We start from the raw sequence: 19717 nt of genomic DNA, 5'->3' as shown, positions 1-19717 counted from the left end.
TCTAACATAAAAGCTGTTACTGCTTGTTCATAAGGAGGAAGAAAAGATGCGAAAAAATAGATTACTAGCTTTGGTTCTGCTATCTTTTGGTTTGCTGTCGTTTATGGTTACACCTGTTTCGGCAGCCTCAAAAGGAAACCTGCTGTCTCCTGACCGGATCCTGACAGTCGCGCACAGAGGGGCTTCCGGATATGTGCCTGAGCACACGATCCTATCTTACGAAACCGCTCAGAAAATGAAAGCCGATTATATTGAGTTGGATTTACAGATGACAAAAGACGGGCAACTCATTGTTATGCACGATGAAAAACTGGACCGCACCACAAACGGCACGGGCTGGGTGAAGGATCATACGCTCGCGGAGATTAAGAAACTTGATGCCGGCTCTTGGTTTAATGAAGCTTATCCGGCAAAAGCAAAGCCGCAGTACGCCGGCCTTAAAGTTCCTACATTAGAAGAGGTATTAAATCGTTTTGGCAAACATGCTAACTATTACATCGAAACAAAATCGCCTGACACCTATCCAGGCATGGAGGAAAAACTGATCGCTTCCTTACAGAAGCATAAACTGTTAAGCAAGCATTCAAAACGCGGCCAAGTCATCATCCAATCGTTCAGCAAAGAAAGCCTGTTAAAAATTCGTCAATTACAGCCTAACCTGCCGACTGTTCAATTGTTGGAAGCAAAACAAATGGCTTCCATGACAGATGCTGATCTGGAGGAAATCAAAACCTACGCTGTCGGCGCGGGTCCGGATTATAAAGCATTGAATGCAGAAAATGTCCGCATGATTCGCAGCCACGGTCTGCTTTTGCATCCTTACACAGTCAATACAGAAGCAGATATGCGCCGCCTGCTCAACTGGGGAGTTACCGGCGTGTTTACCAACTATCCGGATGTATTTCATCATGTGAAAAAAGACTACAAAAAAAGCTTTGAATCCTAGGATTCAAAGCTTTTTCTCATCATTTCCCTTCAAGTACAGCCTGCGCAATATTCACCGCATGATCGCCAATACGCTCCAGGTTACTGATCATATCAACAAATACGATACCCGCTTGTCCTGTACACAGTCCTTCATTTAGACGGATAATATGCTTTTTGCGAAGCTTTCGTTCCATCTTGTCAATTTCATCTTCTTTTTCAATGACATGAGCAGCAGTTTGTTCATCATTATGGTGCAGAGCCTCCATTGATGCCTTCACAGTGGAAATTGTCAAATCCATCATGTCCGTTAAATCCGTCATGGCTGATTCGGTAATAACGACACGGTGTGCCTGCTGATACTCAATCAATTCAATTACATTTTCAAAATGATCGCCGATTCTTTCAATATCTCTGACAGTATCCATCAGCATATGATGCTCCTCAGATTCATGATCTGAGAGGGAGCTCGATGAAAGCTCAATCAAATAATCGGTAATTTTCCGGTCGAGATTGTTGACCGCATCCTCTAACTGATAAGCATTTGCCGCGTATTTTGTCTGTTTTGTCACTAAGAATTGTTTTGTGACTTCCAGCCCTTGAACCGCAAAGTTCCCCATTTGCAGCACTTCTTCCTTCGCTTGTCCGAGAGCAATAGATGGAGACTGCTCAATAAAAATCGGATCAAGATGCGACTTGTATTCCATCATTGAATCCTTGCCCGGAATCAATTTTGTCACAATCAAAGCCAATAGCCCGACAAAAGGTAGCTGTATGATCGTATTTGACGTATTAAAGATTCCGTGAGCAAATGCAATCGTCATTTTAGGATCAAGTCCCATTGAAGCCTGGAGCCATAAGATCAAAGCTGTAAACGGCTTGAGCAAAATCAAGAAAATCGTTGTCCCGATTAGGTTGAACAGTACATGAGTAGCCGCAGCACGTCTCGCTGCAACAGAAGCTCCAAGAGACGCAAGCACCGCGGTGATCGTCGTCCCGATATTGTCCCCGAATAACACTGGCAGCGCGCCGTTAATATCAATCAGACCATCTGCAAATAAACCTTGCAGAATACCGATAGTGGCACTGGAGCTTTGTACGAGAACCGTAAACAAAGTGCCGATGACGACACCGAGAACCGGATTTGAACTCATATTGACTGTTAAATCATGAAAGGCCTCGAGGGAACGAAGCGGTTTCATGCCGCCGCTCATTAACTCCAATCCATAAAACAAGGCCCCAAACCCAAACACAATCTGGCCTACATTTTGCACATTTTTATGCTTAAAGAAAAACAATAAAAATCCGCCGACAGCAATAATTGGCAACGCATAGGCTCCTATATCGATTCCGATAATAAAAGCGGTAACCGTTGTACCAATATTGGCGCCCATAATGACCCCAATCGCCTGCCGCAGTGTCATAAAACCTGCGCTCACAAGTCCAACGGTAATAACCGTCGTTCCAGAGCTGCTTTGTATCAAAACCGTCACAATTAAACCCGCTAACACGCCCATTAGCGGATTGCTTGTAAAGCGGTCTAAAATATTTCTTAGTCTATCTCCAGCCGATTTCTGAAGTCCGTCTCCCATGAACTTGATCCCAATCAGGAAAATACCAAGGCCTCCCAGAAATTCGAACAGTAATGTTTGTACATCAATCCCCAACGCTTTCACCCCTGTTTACGACATCTTTCAGCAAACTCTCTACGATTATGTTTCAAGTTCATATGATTGTAAATGAGTCACCTGTCAAATTTACAATAACTTAACAATGAGTAGAATAGACCTTGATCACATTTACATGGGTGTAATATTCCGCGTTCACCATAACAAGTTGACTATAAAAAACCTTGTGCTCTCAGCACAAGGTTTTTCTCCATTTATTCTTTTCCCGCAGCAGCTTCAGACTGTGCGCCTGCCAGCTGACTATTAATTTCCTTCGCATCTTTCAAATACTCTGTCTTGAATCCGCTCTTCAGCGCCCACACATAGAAACCGAGTGATACAAAGGCAATCAAGGCCATATCCCAGCCATACGTAATGACGTTCAGACCGCCGAATTTGTCACTGCCCAAATAGGAAATCATCATCATGACAAGCAGGTAAAACACCATCCATATGCCAGCTTTAACGTTTTGGCCAAATCCTTTCCATTTCGCCTTAGCCTGATAATAGAAATAAATCGGAAGTCCGATCAAAATAATAAACAGAACCTGCCCTGTTAACGGCCAGCGCGCCCAATACAGCACGAGCGACGCAAAGATAAATCCATGCGGTGCAATTACGCTTAAGCCTTTTAAACGAAGAGGCCTGTACAAATCCTTCCCTGTCCGTCTCAATGTCATCACTGTAACCGGGCCTGTAATATAAGAAATTAATGTGGCTACAGAAATAATTTCCGCTAAAACACCCCACCCTCTGAACAGGAACAAAAAGATAAACGAAACAATCAAGTTAAAAAACATCGCTTGGCGCGGAACGCCGTAAATCGGATGAAGCTTGCCAAACACGCTCGGCATGTATTTGTTCTTCTCCATTCCGTAAATCATGCGGGAAGTCGTCGCCGTATACGTAATACCAGTTCCGGAAGGTGACACAAAAGCATCCGCATATAATACGATGACAAGCCAGTTAATATTTAATGCAATCGCCAAATCAGCAAAAGGAGAATTAAAATTAAGATGGCTCCAGCCGTGAGCGATATCAGACGGATTCACCGCTCCGATGAAAGCAATCTGCAGCAGCACATAAATGACTGTCGCAACTAACAGAGAACCGACAACTGCAATCGGAATCGATTTCCCGGGATTTTTGGCTTCTCCCGCCATATTGATCGGGCTTTGAAATCCGTTAAACGCAAACACGATACCGGAAGTCGCAACCGCAGTCAGAACACTTGCCCAGCCATTCGGTGCAATGCTCTGGCCCGCTGTAAAGTTTTCTCCATGAAATCCGACAAACAGCAAAGCGCCAATTGTCAGGCCTGGAATAATGATTTTAAAAATTGTAATTAATGAATTCGCTTTCGAAAACAAATTGACTGTCCAGTAGTTCAGCAGAAAATAAATCAGAAGCAAAACAGAAGCAAACACCAATCCTTCTCCTGTCAGCGTTCCGTTTTTCACCAAACCGCTTGTCCATTTCGCCCATTCCCATGGCCATGAACTCATATATTGAACGGAGGCCACAGCTTCAACAGGAATAACGGATACAATCGCAATCCAGTTGGCCCAGCCTGCAATAAATCCGATAAACGAACCGTGTGAATATTGCGTATATTTTACCATTCCCCCTGCCTCAGGGAACATAGAACCTAATTCACTATAAGAAAGAGCAATAAATAAAATAACGATCATGCCGATAACCCATGATATAATGGCAGCCGGCCCCGCAATTTGGGCAGCGCGCCACGCCCCAAATAACCAGCCTGACCCGATCATCGACCCGAGCCCGACCATCATAAGGGCAAACGTCCCCATTCTTCGATGTAACTGATTCATATCGTAAACACCTTTCATGTATGATGACATTCTGTTGCTAAGTTATATTATTATTCTGATTACTTCACTTTGTCAATATTTATCGAATTTTAACTAAAATAATATAAAATCAATGTATAGTGCCTTCCAATATAGGAATGAAGTAACTAGCTTCACCTAAAATAAAATGTACTGTTGATAACATACACAGAGGTTTAGCCTTAAGCAAAACGGGAATGATACAGGAAACATTACTTTTAAAATAGAAAGGAGTTATTACCATGAAACAAAAGCTGTTACTTTCCGGTCTCGCTGTTTCAACTGTCGGCATCACTTCTTATCTATTAAAAGACCCGTCAAACCGCCAAAAGGCAAGAGAATTCATTCACAGCATGAAAATGAAGATAACAAAACAACCAGATATGGAAACGTTCCCAGTCGATAAAGCCGGTCACCCGCACCCGCATGACATTGAGGACAACAAAATGGTATCCGAAGGCTCCATGTACCCTGTTCAATACTACGATGAAAAAAAGAAGTAATCAAAAAAGCTCTCTTCGAAAAGGAAGAGAGCTTTTATATTTACCTTTTCCGTCTAATGCCGCTCATCACAAATCCGCTTTCAGGCAATGACGGCATTCTGGCAAGACTGTAATGCAGCGATTGTTTTGGCACGTCATATTCAACCTGATTCACGAGAAAATCCAGGCTCGCTTTCATCACTTCAATGGTAATCCCTTCCCCCGGACAGCGATGGCCCTTTTCCGCGTTGCCCCCGCCTTGAGGGATGAAATCAAACGGATTTTCCTCCCGCTCTTTAAAACGCTCAGGCCGGAATTCATCAGGATTGTCCCACATACGGGGATCATGATTCGTTCCATACACATCAAGCAGCACTGATGTCCCCTTCTTAAACTCACAGTCATTCCATGTAAAATCCTTTTTGACAACGGCTCCTAAAAACGGTCCGAACGGATAAAATCTGCGCACCTCCTGCACAAACATTTCTCTTTCCTGACTGCCTCCAGAACGAAGCCATTCCTTATACTTTGGGTGTTCATGCAGCGCCAACGCTGAAAACGAGATAAAGTAAGCAATCGCTATAATCGGACGCAGCACATTAATGAGCTCGATGGCTGCCATGCGGGCATCAAGCCTGCTCCCATTCTCTTGCGTATAAAAAGCCATTTCATGCAGCGCTGATCCATGTTCTGTTTTCAGCCTGCCGCCGCGGACATCTTCAATCATTTTTTCAATCCACTCTTCCGTCCGAGGTCTTGCCCTTCTTCCCTTCCAATGCCGCGGCCCCACTGCACCAAACGCGTCTACCATATCAATGAAATCGTCCGCTCTCTCTTTCACTTCCGTTTCCTTCAGCGGAACACCCGCCCAATAGCAGGCCACCCGGCATAAGATTTCTTTTGCTTCATCAAACAACACCACCTGATCCGCCATTTCCCATCTTGTTACAGCCGCTTCCCACTGCTCTGTCATCAGATCAGCGAGCCGTTTTTGATGCGGAGGTGTCATCAATGACAGAAAAAGCAGCTTTCGATGGATATGAGCGTCGCCATCCATTGTCTGGATCGCATTGACGCCAAACAGCGATTTCTGCACTCGTTTCGGGAGAGCACCCTGCCGCTGAAACCGTTCAGTATCATAAAATACCTTCGCAGCCTCCGCCCCGCTCATACAAATAAATGTTTTTCCAAGCAAGCGTGCCTGAAGCAAATCCGAATGGTAATGTTCTTTTCTATTCTTGATAAACAAATATCCTTCCCGCATCAAAGCCACACTGTTATCGAGGCTTTTGTCATGTGGAATCTGCTCATTCATCCCGCAACCCTGCCTTCCTTTTTTACTTCTGTTTTCACTTTATCTCACGAAGATAAACCCAATGACAGTATTTGCTTCCAAGCAATTTTTCATTACTTTTAAAGGTAGAAACACAGAAATGGAGAAAAGGTAGATGATCAAAACAAAGGGGAGATCAAAATGAAGAAATGGATATATGCTTTTCTTGTGCTGGTCATTGCCGGTACAGGAGGTTTGTCCCTCCATGCAAAAGCGCCCGCCAATGAAACAAAAAAGCACCTGAATGTCAGCCGAATGAATGTGGATAAAGAGTTCAAGGATACTGACGGAACCTTCATCCTTCATGATATAGAAAAGGATCAGACATTTGTCTACAACAAAAAACGGGCCAACAAAAGACAAACTCCGCAATCTACCTTTAAAGTGACCAACGCCTTAATCGGCTTGCAAGTGAAAGCTGTCCGGGATGAATATGATGTCAAACGCTGGGATGGCGTCAAACGCGAATTCGAATCATGGAACCGCGACCATACGCTTGGCTCAGCCATGCGGGAATCTGCCATCTGGTATTACCAGGCATTAGCGAGGGACATCGGCGAGGAAAGAATGAAAACCTGGCTTCATACCCTGTCATACGGAAACGAAGATATCAGCGGCGGAATCGACCAGTTTTGGCTGCAAAGCTCTCTGACAATTTCTCCGTTGGAACAAGAAGCCTTTATGGAGAAGCTTTACAAAGAGAAGCTCCCGTTTGACAAAACAGTCATGAAAACCGTCAAACGCATGATGATTCAAGAAGAAGGAGATCATTATACGCTTTACGGCAAAACCGGAACTCGCCTGACAGACATGGGATTAGGGTGGTTTGTCGGATTCATCAAAACAAAGCACGGCTCCTATACGTTTGTCACCAATGTTGATGACTCCGGTACAACAGCCAAAAACATCACAATTGATCTTCTAAAAAAATATGGCCTGATCACTTCATAAATGAATGAGCCCTGCAAACGCACAGGGCTCTTAAATGTCATGCTCAAAGCAATAATGATTCACAAGCTCTTCAATTAAATCATGATCCGGGTAGTCACCGTTAAACTCGAATTCAATTTCTTCAACAAATTCTCCATGACGATACACGTGGATCGCCCCATTTTGCCGGACGACACTAAACTCCGGCTGAAACGTATATCCGCTTCGTTCAATCGCACCCAATTTCATTCCCGCCTTTCTCAAAGCAGTAATTCATACACCTCATTTAATTCCTTGGCCCGTTTTTGATCCTGTTCGTCTTGGGCATACTTAATCTCCTTTTCCAGCACCTGATTCAAATATGACATCTCATCGTCATCCAAATCCTTTACAAACTCCTCTTCATTGGCATACCGCTTCGCCAGCATCTTCTTGCAAATCCGCAGACAGACTTCATTTTCAAGATGATTTGAAAGTGACTCCCGCAAATAACCGAGTGTAACATCCATAATATAAGCACCTTTCCTTTGCGTTCTTTATCCTATAGGTTGCTGAAATGAGAAAAATCCATACGCAAAAAATGAAAAAAGAGACATCAGTCAATGTCTCTTTTTCCTGTTTATTCAGCTGCTTGATTTCTTTTCGTAACATCCGCCTGCACGCGCTTGCCAATTCCAAAAGCATAATAACTGATGACCACAAGAGCTAAGAAAATAACCCCTACAATTAAAGATATCCGAGTATCATTATTAAACCACATGCCGACAAGAACCATCAGCAAGAAAGCAATCGTCAAATAATTTGTGAAAGGTGCAAACGGCATTTTGAACGGATGTTTATCTAACGCAGCGCCCTTCGCTTTTCTGAACCCGAGGTGGCTGATCAAAATGATAAACCAAGGGATCATCCCCGGCAGCACGCTTGCGCTGTATACATATACGAAGATCTTCGGCGGCGCAACATAGTTCAGCACAACGCCGACAGCTAATCCGATCAGCACTGCGATTGTGCCATACAGCGGCACACCATTTCGAGAAATCTTTGCAAAGAATTTCGGTGCCTGTCCATTGACACCTAATGTATAAAGCATACGTCCCGCGCTGAAAATCCCGCTGTTGCAGCCTGACATCGCCGCCGTGATAACGACAAAGTTAATAATGCCGGCCGCTGCCGTAATTCCAACTTTAGAAAACGTAGACACAAACGGGCTTCCAAGTGCATTCAGCTCATCCCAAGGATATACCGTCACGATCACAAAAATAGCACCAATATAGAAAATCAAAATGCGCCAGATAATGCTTTGAATCGCGTTGCGCAGCGTGTTTTGCGGATCCTTTGCTTCTCCGGCAGTAATCCCGATCAGCTCAACCCCTTGATAAGCCGCTATAACCAGAGACAGTGCAAAGAAAAATCCTGAGAAACCGCCCGCAAAGAAGCCGCCGTGAGACCATAGGTTAGACAAACCGATAGCATCTCCGCCATTGCCAAAGCCGAAGAAAATAATTCCTAATCCCGCAATAATCATTAAGATAATCGTCACAATTTTAATCATCGCAAACCAAAATTCAAACTCACCAAACGACTTAACAGAAATTAAGTTCGCTGCACCAAGAATTGCCATAGCTACGATACCAGGTATCCAAGCAGGCAAATCCGGGAACCAATATTTCATATAAGAACCGACTGCGATAATTTCTGACATGCCGACGATCACCCACTGGAACCAGTTGCTCCACGCCGTCATATAACCAGCAAGGGGATGAATGTATTGATGGCCAAATGTTGCAAAAGAACCGGTACTTGGTTCCACATACAGCATTTCACCCATTGCACGCATGATAAAAAAGATAAAAATTCCGCAAATCGCATAAGCCAGAAGGACAGACGGGCCAGTCCATGAAATCGTGCTGGCAGAACCCATAAATAAACCAACACCGATCGTACCGCCCAAGGCAATCATCTGAATATGACGGGCACTCAAGCCCCTCTTCAATTCTTTATTTTCCACTCCGCTTCCTCCTCTTAAAAACGAATACAGCTCAACCGAAATAGCATAAAGGCCGATCAGCCTTCAAAACGTTCTTCATTTCGTATGAAGCTACAAATATCAGAAAATTCAATCATAAAATTGTTAGATAATCTCCAAAATTACTTATTTCATCATAATAAATTTCTCTGGAAAATACAATTGTTTTTTTCGGGTAAACACTTTCATTCAATGGGTTTGATCTATCACTTCAATTAAAATCTTTTATATGAATATAATGAAATCAGAACAATATGAAAACGATATATGATACAGCTGCTTTCATGAAATGGGCATAAAAAAATAAGCTGTTCACGATGAACAGCTTACCTAATAATTTACGCCAGTTTGGCGTTTTAATGTTTCTAGCCACTCCGTATCACCTGTCCCATAGCCCTTGCTTTGCCCCAGATCTCTCAAAGACCCATTGATGTAGCCAATTGACAGTATGAAATCTGGGATAGCATCATACCCGATTTCCGCCATTTTACTGAGCTGTGAACCATAGTGAGATATAGCATAGGAAGCAGTTTGTTTTTGCATAGGATCATTCTCAAGTTTTTCTTTATAAACCTCTAATAGATCTCGTCCGTCAGGTGTGATGTATCGGTCGTCGACAACTTCTAAATCCTTCAAATGGTAGCCTGTGACTTCGTACATCTCACGAACTGCTTGATACTTTTGATACGCCGCTTCGGAATATTGTGATGAATCACGGGCCTGGCTTTTCATGATATGTACAAACAGCTCTTTGCTGTTGTCTCCAGATTGCAGCAATCGCTCAATTTGACCGATGAGCTCCTTGTCGTCTGTTCCGCTCACCTTTACCTTATAATCGATGGGTGTAATGGTAAACGTAAGTTCTGTACCCGCCGGGATTTGAATATGGTTCCGATTCAGGAGCACTTGAAGCTGTTGGTTAACCTGGCTTCGCTGGAACACCTTTGCATTCTCCGATTCCGCTTCCCCATTAAACGTAAGATTGCGAAACGCTGCATCCTGGAGATTATAGTTTTGCGCCTTTCCTTTGAATAGCCATTCTGTTTCATTATCGTAAGCAGCCTGTCTTTCTGCAGCTGACAGATCACTTCTGAAATAAGGAGACTTCGAATTTTGATACTTATCCTTTATATAACCTAAAGGATCGGACTTCGTTTTGTTTATCGCATTCATTCGGCTGTACTTTTCATTTAGAATTTTGATTCGGATATCGCTCTCAGATTCATAAGGATTATTGGATCGAATCACAGTTTCTTCCCCTGTGTCTGTCACTGTTCGGTCATTTGCTAATTGAAACACTTTGCTGAAAGTCCCGTTGTTCCCCGCTACACTGGTTTTTGAGTAATTGAGCTGATCGATTCCCTTCTCAGAGGGCCGTGTCTCAAGCCGGCTGTATGCCTTTTCCAGCACCTCTGCAGATGTACTCCTGCCTTTATCAGCCGAAACCTTTTTCGTGATATTCTGTGCCATTAGCTGGGTGCGGATATATTGACGATTCAGACGCATTCGATTCCCTCCTGAATAATTCTCTCTTCTCTATTTATCGGCAAATCCCTTGTATATATTAACCTCTTAAAACATTTATTTACACTTTAAACTTTATTATGTATGATGGAAAAAAAAGGAGGTTTTCTCATGACTAAAAAATGGATCATTCAATTCGCTATCATGCTGTCAGTTCTATTTACTTGTACTTATTCTGCTTCCGCAGCCGGAATCACTGCCATTACAGGGAACAATTCATTTGATACAGCAGCCCCAATCGGATATTGGAAATATAAGAATATAGACACAACGATACTGGAAGCCGGACAAGATGAAGCCTATTTCACATTTACAGCCAATAAGGGAGAAAAAGTATACGTAAGAAGTACATACCAGAGTGCGTACACAGGGATGAAGGTCGAAATTTACGATAAGAACAGAGTACCTGTTTCGCAAGGCACAGAAGTCATTAATCCTAATACATTTTCTTCTTTTATTTATGCAAATGCCGACGCCCAAAACACCACTGATACATTCTATGTAAAAGTGTCCCGCGGCACCTATACTGGAAACATGTATTTCACACTTTCAATTGAAGACCGGATCAAATCCGGCAGCGGAACGTTCCAATTCAGCGGCGTGGCTGAAAATAAAGGAAATACAAGCCTTAGCCCCTCAGGTTCTGACTCCAGCGTCATCAAGCTTGACTTAACAAACCAATCAGGAATTCCTCGTGATGCCACTGTAACAAGAGTCCAAACAACCGCTACTCAAACACCAAGCCAGGGAAATACACGACATATCATCATGACGAGTGAAAACAGCGAATGGCGCCGTGCTCTTGTGAATAGCTCAACTTCGGGATCATATGATATATCCTTAACAGACCAACTCAGTGCGGCAAAGGTATGGAGTTTTAAATACAATACATTAGCGACTGCGAAATCAACGATGAGTAATGTAAAGGCAAAAATAGATTATCAATACGATGTCACAAAGCAGTTTTAATCTACTGAGCTGGCAGGTTCCATGATCCGGCTCTTTTTTTATGCTAAGCTTCCATTAGAATAGACTTAGCCCAAGATGCAATTGTTTTGATAAACTATAATCAGTACAACTAAGGGAAGTGCAGCGTGAATGGCATTAAAACAGTTAAAAAAGCTATTATTTGACCGCCCTCTGAAGGACGGCGTCATACTGAACAACCAATACAAAATCGAAGAATGCCTCGGCATGGGCGGCTACGGCTTGGTTTATGTGTGCACCGATGTCCTTACGCAAACACCGTACGTTTTAAAACAGCTCCGTCCGACAAAAGCCAAAAAACAAAAGGAAAGAGTCCGATTTCAGCAGGAAATTGGTCTGCTCAAACGCATCAGCCACCCGCAAATCCCGGCCTATATAGAAGACTTCATCATAGACGGACAAGCCTACTATGTCATGCAGATGATCGAGGGCGATAATATAGAGGAATTGTTATTTTTTCAAAAACAGCCGTTTACAGAGCTGATGGCATTACAGCTGATGTCTCAGCTGCTGGACATTGTAGAATACCTGCATGAACGTCTTATTTTTCACAGTGACATCAGAACGCCAAACATTATGATGAATCACGGTAACGTATGCCTCATCGATTTCGGCCTTGCTAAACAGTTATCTCGTGAAGAAGATGAGGAATTAAAGCTCAGAAAACGGGATGATTTCTTCGACCTCGGTGAAACCCTGTTGTTCCTGCTGTACTCTCAATATAAAGGGAAAAAGAAGAAAAACGCCACTTGGCTGGAGGAATTAACGCTGACAAAAGAAGTAACCCTGCTGCTGAAAAAATTATTGGGCATTGAGGAAGAATATCAGCACACCGCTTCTATTCGCGAAGACCTGAACCGCGCGATTCAATCAGTGACATAAAAAAACCCTTGTCCCAATGCGGAACAAGAACTTTTTTGAATTAACTGCTGCTGTAGCTACGGCGCTTGTAGCGGTGACTGCCGCCATAACGATCGTAATGTCTTCTTCTGCCAGAGCTGCTGCTGTAGCTGCGGTAATGGCGGCGCCGGCTGCTGCTGTAGTGCCGGTGTCTCCGATGGCGATCACTCGAGCTGCTTGAGAGGTACTTGATTGTTTTGATGATTTTTTTAAACATATGCTGTTCACCCCTTTTCTGCTTCCTATTATATATAATTCTCTGATAGAAAGAAAAACATAGCAGGATCACTTTTTTGAAAACAAAAACGCAGTACCATTTTCATTTGTCTGCAGCACATAGGTAATACGAAGCAGCCGGCATACATCCTCAATAATCTTCAGCCCAAGCCCGTCACTGTCTTGTTCTCTGTCAAATCCAATGCCATCATCGCGAATCAAAACAGCGCCGTTTTCTATCTTGACTTCCAGCTTTTCAGCTTTCGAATGCTTTAGCGTATTTTGAAAAATGTTATCGAACAGTCTCTGCATCCATAAACCGTTGCTTATCCATATCACATCTTGATCTGTTGGCTTATAGTGCAATTCAATCCCATTCACACTGTATAAATAATCCCACTTTTTCACCGCTGTTTCTAATAGATCGTTTATTCGTACTTCTTCATTTATAATATATGAACTCTCTAACGTTTCAGTGGAAAATAGATTAAAGTCATTCGTTAATTCCGCAATATATTCAATTTGCTGGTACAAAGATTCAAATGCAGTTTGATCCTGGCACTGGCTCTCCAAATAAAATAACTGCAGCCTGAGAGCTGTTAAAGGTGTATTAATATCATGCCTTAGTTTTTGCATCAGCTCCTTTTTCATGTCCTCTCGCTGGCTTAGTTCCAGTTCCCGGTACGTTGTCCGTTCAATTAACAAGTTGACCGATTTGATCAATTCGCCAATTTCATCATCGTTTTTAACTTCCAGTTTATTGGGGATCTTTTTATCGCTCGCTAAATGCCGAATGATTTGATTCAATAGATTGATTTTACGCAGCAGAGAATGAATTGATTTTGAAAATAAAAAAGCTAACAAAAAAAGTGATAATAAAAATACGGCCAGCATTGCCGGATATGCAAAAGACCTGTGAAAAGGCATGCCATGATTGATCGGTTTAAACATGCTGTCATAAATCACCGACATCAAAATGCTAACCGCCAGCAACAGTACCGGAACACTAATGACGGCCGTACATAATAACAACTGATATTTTGTCTTTAGCTTCATTTCTTCACAACGGTATTCAGCCGATACCCTTCTCCATAGATATTTTCAATGATCTCACCCGCTACATCATTAATTTTCGCTCTGATTTTTTTAATGTGCACATTCACGATATTCGGGTTTCTGTCTTCAAGCTGCCATAGATAGGCAAAGAAATGTTCCTTCGTTAAGATACTGTTTTTGTTTTCGTACAGATAGAAGAATATTTTCCGCTCAATCGCGGTAAATAGCACTTCATGATGCAAATCTCCATTGAATACCTTTTTGGTGTCTGCATCAATATGCAAATGTTTAATTCTCGTAAAGGTGCCATAATGATGCTCAAGCATATTTTTCATTCTCAGCAGCAGCTCTCTCGGATCAAAAGGCTTTACCATATAATCCTCGCCGATTTTTAATCCTTGAAGCTTGCTGTCCATATCATTGCGGGCGGACAGAAAAATGATAGGAATATTTAACCCTACATCTTTTATTTTTTTAGACATTTGATACCCGTCCTCACCCGGCAGCATGATATCCATAATGACCAAATCAGCCTTCTGAATGACCGAAAGCACATCCGCTCCGTCCGTTTTCCAGCTGACATCGTATCCCTCACGCTGCAAAATCTTCTGCAGCAGATCACCAATCATGACATCGTCTTCCACGATTAAAATATGATAACCCCTCATCTTAGCGAACCTTTCATTTCAGTTTTTGTTTGAGAAACTTCATAGAAAGCTGATAGATCTGATCAGGCTGGTATAAATATATGCTGTGTGTGCCCCTTAACTCTCTCACTTCTGATACTTCTAATTGGTCTGCAAGTTCTTTATAATCTTTACGTTGCTGTTTTGTATATTTTGAGTCTTTATATTGATCAGCAATGGCATCTAAAAATAAAATTGGTGTTTCTTTTGGTACCGGCAGATTCACAGATTTCCTGCCGTTTTGGTAAGACTGTAACAGCTCATGCGCCATATCAGCATTGAAAAATTGCTTAAATGAAATGGCTTTATAGATTTCTTTTTCATGATCAGTTAAAAACGACTGCCGAATCACCTCCGGATTATAGGCAGCAGACGGCATAAACCGATGAAAACCGATCGACGTTAACAGATGGAACCCCCTTACTTTCAGTCTGTCAATCCCGCTCAATTTATACGTGACATACTGCTGAGGCAATCCAATGTCCATCGCAATAATGGCCTTGATTTCCTTAGGATATTTCTGCGCCCAATACATCGCTTCAATTCCTGATATGGAATGAGGCATTAAAATATAAGGAGGCTTATTCCCGCTTTGCAGTAGCGCTTTTCTCGTCTGTTTCAATATTGTATCAATATCTCTGTCATCATCATACACATCGCTGTAACCATAGCCCGCACGATCCACTACAGCAATCTTGTTTTCTTTTGAAAACTTGCTGTACAACCCCTTCATCTCATAAGCAGGCGCAGCAACCCCCGAACCGGACATAAACACAAACGTATCCTTCCCGCTTCCCTCTTGATAAACATTCATTCTCTTACCGTCAACATCGACTACTGTGCCTTTTTCTTTAAGAAGTGCTGCTTCCTTATTTAGTTGGTAACGGTGGTAGATAAAAACGGAAACAGCCCCAAGCAAAATCAATGCACCTATGCCGCCAAAAAAGATTTTTACGACTTTCCGTAACGTTTTCATATGATGCTCCTTTCACGTGATACTGAAAGGATACGGTATAAAAATAAATTTCTGATTAACTTTGGAAAGGTTTCGTTTTGACATTTGACGCATTTACCTACTAATAGAATATTTCATATTAAAAAACCTTCCTGCTTATAGGAAGGATCGGTTTATAATATTCAACCGTTTGTCGTACATACTACTCACAGGAATGTCAAATCATTCTGTGATTGATTTAACCAGGGTAAATGAATTGTCCATTCTTTTATTATTTGTTTAGCGTTCATCCTTTCAATTCTCCTTATCTTTAAGCTGAAAAGCAATCAGCTTTCCTAATGCCTCTTCAGCCGCAAACGGTGCAACCATTCCTGAAGGGTGTTCATGCTCGCGTTTTAGGCATTCATACATCTTCGGTTCAATGTAAGAAGGATCGATCCATGCAATACACCAAGAAGCCCAAAAACATGATTGCCCTTCACTTTCTTGAGCGCGATTTTGATGACAAAGGGCAGACTGGCCTTCCCGATTCTCATAAGTGAAATGGGCGCAGCCATCCTTGTATCTTCGGCATGACTTTTTAATAAACATGACAGCTCCTCCGCTGCTTCACCCGCATCTTCCCCAAACTCACCTAAAACGGCCGCCGAGATATTACGCAAAGAGCCTTCCTCTTTTAAGGCCTCAACCAAAACAGGTATTGCATCAATTTCCCGTCAATGCAGTAAATCTAGCTATTACAATATAAAAAGTTACACCTTTATATAGATTTCTGTGGTTGAGTCATAGTAATAACCTCGCTTTCACCATTTATTCGGGCCTTATAAGCGAAGAATTATACTACTATCTATTAAAAAAGCAACCTTAAATAAGGTTGCTTTCTATATTTGAATCACATTCATTATTTTTTCTATTTCTTTTTCTCTAATTAACTTATTTACTTCCCTCTCGTACTCTCTACTATCAATAATGACAAATAACTTTTCTATCGCCCGGGTAATTGCTACATAATGTAAATTAGAGAAGTCATCTTCCCAGAGATTTAGATCCCCCGCAGCATATAAAACATTATCAAATTCTAATCCCTTTGCAGAATGTATAGTCATTATATAATAGGACTTCTCTCGAGTGTCAAAGGCAGAATCGTATTTGTCCGTAAGTAATACGCTTGAAAAGTTATCGAGTTCTCCTTCATAGATTCCCATTCCAAGAAGTCCATATATCTCTATTAAGCAATCATCGATAGAGTCCTTATCTTTACAGGTCTCAAGTTTTTCAACCATTGTCTTTAGTGTGGTACGCTCATCCTTACTTAATTCCCTATAAATATTATTCTGCAGTTCGTATAATGAGTAATTCTCATTTTTTATATATTTAACGAGCTCTCTTAAGAAAACAACATTTGGAGTGGTAACATCAAGTGGGTTGGGCGGTATATATGTAAAATCTTTACCCAATGCCGTTAATTCCTCTTTATATTGTTTTGCCTGGTTATTATTACGTACTAATATAGCGAAAGTCTTTTTCTTTAACAATTTGTTATACATTATATTGTTAACTACATCTGGCAAGTCAAAATCAGAATAAATTCCTAAAACACTAGTAATTTCGTCTTTTTCTTCAATAACCTCGTTTTCAATAAATAACTTTGAATAATTTTGGATATCTTGAGCACATCTAAAATTTACAGTTAGTTCATACTTATTAAAATCACTATCATCCGAAAGTAAATTGCTAAAATTTTCCGGTTCGGCACCTCTCCATTTATATATTGATTGCTTTAAATCACCCACAAAAAATAATTTAATCCCTAGTTTATCCTTCAAATACAGGTAAAACTTATTCATATCTAAATCTGTATCTTGATACTCATCAACATACAATCTACGATATTTAGCTTTTATATATTGACGAGCAGCTAAAGAGTTTTCTAATATTAATACCGCTACTTGAAATTTAAAGTTCATTTTATTAAAATGATTATCCTGATCCCTATCTCTTTCAAAGGTGCCTAAAACATTCTTATTTCTTAAGATCTCTAAACCCTTTTTTGCAGATCTAAATTTGTTTCGATAATAATCTACCTTAAAATTGTCAGAATAATGTTTCCCGAATGCATCTACAATAAAGGGTCTTATCACTTCAGATTCAACAAAAGAGTCAGCAGTACCTACAAAGTTTTTAAACCGATCATAACTCCCTAACTTTTCTTTTATGTCAGCAGCAGATTTATTAGTGAACGTAATTGCAGCTATACCATAGTGGGTATTTTTTGCCTTTCCCTCTTCAAGAATTTTTTTAACAAGTAACGTGGTTTTACCTGAACCTGCTCCAGCAGAGACAATTACATTTCCATTGTCCTTTAAAATTTGTTCTCTAATTTCCTTATCAGATAACATTATCTTCACCTTCTTGCTTAGTAGAATTGGTTAATTCTACGAGACAATAAAAATTTTCATCATTATATATATCCTCACACTCTTGTTTATCTAGCTCTATAACTAAATCTACCATATTAAACAATTTGCTATCCTGTAACTGCTTAACAGGGTTTTCACCAAATACTTGTTTCATCTTATCTTCTATTACTTTATATAGGTCATTCTCTAAATCTATCCTAGACAAGTAAATGCTATTTTGTTTTAGAGTTTCTATGATGTCACTATGTTTACAGTATAATTCTACTTTTTTTCGTTGAACTTCTTCTTTGATAAAAATCTTTTCTTCTTTATCAGGCATTCCTTCTGGTATATCAATAAATTCATTTTCTAACTTCGTCTCATCAATTAGAGATAAGCATCTATTCAGACCTATTAGTTCATATTCTCCTTTCGTATTTTTCTTCCTCTTTAAATCGTTATCAGTTTTAACTATATAATGTATATTTAATTCTTTCAGCGCGTTTGTGTAGTGTTTAAAATAGATACCGCCAACTTGTAGTATAAATCCACCTTCTAGTTCATAATCAGGCTTCACCATAGAGAGTACCTTTTCAAATAATGTTAATTCTGACGGTCCCTCAACTAATAATACTCTTTCCGCAAATAATGCGGATGCTAAGGATCTATTTAGCTTTCTCTTAACACTTGTATACGGTTCCTCTACGTTATATAGATACGAGCAACAATTAATTTTCTCTGGAGAATGAACTCTAATAAGCCTCGTATTATTCATTTCATAGAGCATTTCTGGAGAATGCGTAGAAAGAAAGAAGTAATTATAAGTGTCGTTTTCAAATAGCTTTTTAGAAAGAGATATTTGCATAGATCTATGTAAACTTATCTCAGGTTCCTCAATTAAAAATATAATAATCTTGTCCTCATATTTATTCTTGGCTAAATAATTAAAAATTGAATAGGAGAGCATCTTCCTCCGACCATCGCCAGAAGTCGGATAATAACGATCATTGTCATCATCTTTCTTGATATAAGGGATTACATCTGAGAAAAATCCTTTAATCGCCATTTCAGATTTTAACTCGACGCTAACATTTTCTCTTCTTAATGTTTTATATTCTTTAGTTATTTCTTCTTGGAATTTTTTAATCGTAGTCAATTTTCCGATTTCATCATTCACATTACAAGTTAAACCTTTTATCGTATCGATTATATCTTGATCGGCACTTTGTCCTTCTGATTGTTCAAAGAAGAGTTTCTTGTTCTTATTGAATAAGCGGTCCAAGTTTACTAAAGGATTAACGTAAAAAACTTTAAATGCTTTATCCAAAGCACTAACATTACCTCTAGACGGAATCTCAACTAAATTTTCGTAATCGCTACCCCAAAACAGAACAATATTTCCATATTCCTCTTTTTTATTAAACTCGGATTTTAGTTGGATATAAAACAAATCCTCTTCTAAGGGAGGCGAGGTGTGTGCACCGTGTATTGCGGCAACAAGTTTTTTTGTATCTTCACTTTGATTAAAGTCACTAAGATCAATTGTTATAGTTATTGATATGTTTTTGTCTACATTATGATTGTTATAATCCGAAGGCCCAAAACCATTTCTGCGCAGTTCCGGATCAAATAAGAACCTTAACGCATACAAAAAGTTTGTCTTACCAATATCATTCATACCGAAAATCACATTTTTATTATCTATATTGATAGTAGCACTCTCGAAATTTCTAAAATTTTCAATGGATAACTTTGTGAATTTCATCTTAGTACTCTCCT

At 40.5% G+C, this 19717-nt stretch carries 18 protein-coding genes and 1 pseudogene; 6 read left to right on the top strand and 13 right to left on the bottom strand.

The window, feature by feature from the left end:
- Positions 1-46: 46 nt before the first annotated feature.
- Entirely contained in the window at positions 47-946 is a 900-nt protein-coding gene (locus tag NSU16_RS01325; RefSeq protein ID WP_339191894.1) for a glycerophosphodiester phosphodiesterase, read from the top strand.
- Positions 947-965: 19 nt separating this feature from the next.
- Here the strand turns inward: NSU16_RS01325 and NSU16_RS01320 are convergent, their stop codons facing one another.
- Both NSU16_RS01320 and NSU16_RS01315 read right to left on the bottom strand, forming a co-directional pair.
- Positions 966-2591: a Na/Pi cotransporter family protein gene (locus tag NSU16_RS01320; protein WP_268448845.1), complete on the bottom strand. Its 1626-nt coding sequence runs from the start codon at positions 2589-2591 to the stop codon at positions 966-968.
- A gap of 215 nt (positions 2592-2806) precedes the next feature.
- Complete coding sequence (locus NSU16_RS01315) at positions 2807-4426, bottom strand: APC family permease (RefSeq protein WP_339191893.1); 1620 nt, start codon at positions 4424-4426, stop codon at positions 2807-2809.
- Between the two features lie 260 nt (positions 4427-4686).
- Between NSU16_RS01315 and NSU16_RS01310 the strand changes: the two genes are divergently transcribed.
- A complete protein-coding gene (locus NSU16_RS01310; RefSeq protein WP_024120051.1) occupies positions 4687-4947 on the top strand; it encodes a hypothetical protein in 261 nt (86 codons plus the stop codon).
- A 40-nt stretch (positions 4948-4987) separates the two neighbouring features.
- Here NSU16_RS01310 and NSU16_RS01305 read toward each other — a convergent pair whose 3' ends face one another.
- Entirely contained in the window at positions 4988-6241 is a 1254-nt protein-coding gene (locus NSU16_RS01305; protein ID WP_339191892.1) for a cytochrome P450, read from the bottom strand.
- 159 nt (positions 6242-6400) lie between these two features.
- On the opposite strand from NSU16_RS01305, the gene blaOXA reads away from it, so the two are divergent.
- Positions 6401-7210: a class D beta-lactamase gene (blaOXA, locus tag NSU16_RS01300; RefSeq protein WP_339191891.1), complete on the top strand. Its 810-nt coding sequence runs from the start codon at positions 6401-6403 to the stop codon at positions 7208-7210.
- 30 nt (positions 7211-7240) lie between these two features.
- On the opposite strand, the gene NSU16_RS01295 is transcribed toward blaOXA, so the two are convergent.
- The 4 genes from NSU16_RS01295 to NSU16_RS01280 all read right to left on the bottom strand — a co-directional run bounded on the left by NSU16_RS01295 (position 7241) and on the right by NSU16_RS01280 (position 10721).
- Entirely contained in the window at positions 7241-7432 is a 192-nt protein-coding gene (locus NSU16_RS01295) for a YbxH family protein (RefSeq protein WP_168746818.1), read from the bottom strand.
- A gap of 17 nt (positions 7433-7449) precedes the next feature.
- Positions 7450-7698, bottom strand: a complete 249-nt coding sequence (locus NSU16_RS01290; protein ID WP_010332841.1) for a sigma-G-dependent sporulation-specific acid-soluble spore protein CsgA — start codon at positions 7696-7698, stop codon at positions 7450-7452.
- A gap of 110 nt (positions 7699-7808) precedes the next feature.
- Positions 7809-9197 (bottom strand): amino acid permease, encoded by a 1389-nt coding sequence (locus tag NSU16_RS01285; RefSeq protein ID WP_010332840.1) that lies wholly within the window; start codon positions 9195-9197, stop codon positions 7809-7811.
- Between the two features lie 348 nt (positions 9198-9545).
- Positions 9546-10721 carry a DUF4885 family protein gene (locus NSU16_RS01280; protein ID WP_339191890.1) on the bottom strand — a complete coding sequence of 392 codons (1176 nt, stop codon included), beginning with the start codon at positions 10719-10721 and terminating at the stop codon, positions 9546-9548.
- A gap of 129 nt (positions 10722-10850) precedes the next feature.
- On the opposite strand from NSU16_RS01280, the gene NSU16_RS01275 reads away from it, so the two are divergent.
- The 3 genes from NSU16_RS01275 (at position 10851) to NSU16_RS01265 (ending at position 12807) form a co-directional block, all read left to right on the top strand.
- Positions 10851-11708 carry a hypothetical protein gene (locus tag NSU16_RS01275; RefSeq protein WP_339191889.1) on the top strand — a complete coding sequence of 286 codons (858 nt, stop codon included), beginning with the start codon at positions 10851-10853 and terminating at the stop codon, positions 11706-11708.
- Positions 11709-11837: 129 nt separating this feature from the next.
- A complete protein-coding gene (locus NSU16_RS01270) occupies positions 11838-12608 on the top strand; it encodes a protein kinase (RefSeq protein ID WP_229149559.1) in 771 nt (256 codons plus the stop codon).
- Positions 12609-12624: 16 nt separating this feature from the next.
- Positions 12625-12807, top strand: coding sequence for a hypothetical protein (locus tag NSU16_RS01265; RefSeq protein WP_339191888.1), 183 nt, complete (start codon positions 12625-12627; stop codon positions 12805-12807).
- 104 nt (positions 12808-12911) lie between these two features.
- On the opposite strand, the gene NSU16_RS01260 is transcribed toward NSU16_RS01265, so the two are convergent.
- The 6 genes and pseudogenes from NSU16_RS01260 to NSU16_RS01235 form a co-directional block, all read right to left on the bottom strand.
- Positions 12912-13898: a HAMP domain-containing sensor histidine kinase gene (locus tag NSU16_RS01260; RefSeq protein ID WP_339191887.1), complete on the bottom strand. Its 987-nt coding sequence runs from the start codon at positions 13896-13898 to the stop codon at positions 12912-12914.
- Positions 13895-14566, bottom strand: coding sequence for a response regulator transcription factor (locus tag NSU16_RS01255; RefSeq protein WP_286059139.1), 672 nt, complete (start codon positions 14564-14566; stop codon positions 13895-13897). The genes NSU16_RS01260 and NSU16_RS01255 overlap by 4 nt, the downstream gene beginning before the upstream one ends.
- Positions 14567-14579: 13 nt before the next feature.
- Positions 14580-15560 (bottom strand): alpha/beta hydrolase, encoded by a 981-nt coding sequence (locus NSU16_RS01250; protein WP_339191886.1) that lies wholly within the window; start codon positions 15558-15560, stop codon positions 14580-14582.
- Positions 15561-15833: 273 nt separating this feature from the next.
- Positions 15834-16246 (bottom strand): annotated as a pseudogene (locus NSU16_RS01245) (HEAT repeat domain-containing protein); the annotation flags it as partial.
- A 174-nt stretch (positions 16247-16420) separates the two neighbouring features.
- Complete coding sequence (locus tag NSU16_RS01240) at positions 16421-17938, bottom strand: ATP-dependent helicase (protein ID WP_339191885.1); 1518 nt, start codon at positions 17936-17938, stop codon at positions 16421-16423.
- Positions 17928-19703 carry an AAA family ATPase gene (locus NSU16_RS01235; protein ID WP_339191884.1) on the bottom strand — a complete coding sequence of 592 codons (1776 nt, stop codon included), beginning with the start codon at positions 19701-19703 and terminating at the stop codon, positions 17928-17930. Before NSU16_RS01235 ends, NSU16_RS01240 begins: the two co-directional genes overlap by 11 nt.
- Positions 19704-19717 lie beyond the last annotated feature (14 nt).

This window comes from Bacillus sp. FSL K6-1003 (genome assembly GCF_037964945.1).
GTDB lineage: Bacteria > Bacillota > Bacilli > Bacillales > Bacillaceae > Bacillus > Bacillus mojavensis.
Note: the sequence above shows the minus strand (reverse complement) of the source record. Positions and strands in the feature narration are given on the sequence as shown.